Origin of the sequence: Azospirillum sp. B506 (assembly GCF_000333595.1) — a bacterium.
Taxonomy (GTDB): domain Bacteria; phylum Pseudomonadota; class Alphaproteobacteria; order Azospirillales; family Azospirillaceae; genus Azospirillum.
Genome location: NZ_BADK01000736.1, coordinates 1 through 947 on the forward strand (window position 1 = coordinate 1; position 947 = coordinate 947).

Genomic DNA, 947 nt, shown 5'->3' on the forward strand with positions numbered 1-947 from the left:
GCGCGCGAGCGCTGGCGAGCAGCCGGCGCTCGTCGTCGAGGATCTGGGCCAGCAACTCGCCGCGCACCGGCACCGCCATCTCGGCGGCGGCGGTCGGGGTGGGGGCGCGGAGGTCGGACGCGAAGTCGATCAGGGTGGTATCGGTCTCGTGCCCGACGGCGGAAATCAGCGGGATGGTGCTGGCGGCGGCGGCACGGACGACATTCTCCTCGTTGAAGGCCATCAGGTCTTCCAGCGAGCCGCCGCCGCGCGCCACGATGATCAGATCCGGTCGTGGAATGCGGTCATCCGGCCGGATGCGGTTGAAGCCCTCGATGGCCGCCGTCACCTCGGCCGCCGCGCGCTCGCCCTGGACGGCGACCGGCCACAGCAGGACGTGGCGGGGAAAGCGGTCGTTCAACCGGTGCAGGATGTCCCGGATCACCGCCCCGGTGGGGGAGGTGACGACACCGATCACGTCTGGCAGGAAGGGGATGCGTTTCTTGCGGGCGGGGTCGAACAGACCCTCCGCCGCCAGACGGCGCTTGCGCTCCTCCAGCATCTTCAGGAGGGCACCTTCGCCGGCCAGCTCCATCGACTCGACGATCAGCTGGTATTGCGAGCGGCCGGGGTAGGTCGTCATGCGCCCGGTGACGATGACCTCCAGGTCATCTGCGACAAGGCCGGCACGATCATGCCGGTGCCGCCGACTGCTATCGCAGCGCCCTGGCGCTCGACCCGGCCTATGGCGAGGCCTGGAGCAATCTCGGGCTCGCCCGGCAACGGCTGGGCGATGGCGAGGGGGCGGAGCGTTGCTATGACCGGGCACTGACGCTGCGGCCGGATCTGTCGCTCGCCCATTTCAACAGGGACTGCTGCGGCTGGAGGCCGGCGACTTCGACCGCGGCTGGCCCGGCTATGGCTGGCGCTTTGGGTCGGGGCAGGTTGGGCAGGGGCGCCCGCCCCGG

Annotated in this window: 1 protein-coding gene and 1 pseudogene; one reads left to right on the forward strand and one right to left on the reverse strand. The window is 70.7% G+C overall.

What is annotated here, in order from left to right:
- A pseudogene (gene xseA, locus I71_RS22695) lies at positions 1 to 652 on the reverse strand (exodeoxyribonuclease VII large subunit); the annotation flags it as partial.
- Between the two features lie 53 nt (positions 653 to 705).
- Here xseA and I71_RS36280 point away from each other — a divergent pair.
- A partial coding sequence (locus I71_RS36280; RefSeq protein WP_244433993.1) for a tetratricopeptide repeat protein occupies positions 706 to 947 on the forward strand: 242 nt, incomplete at its 3' end.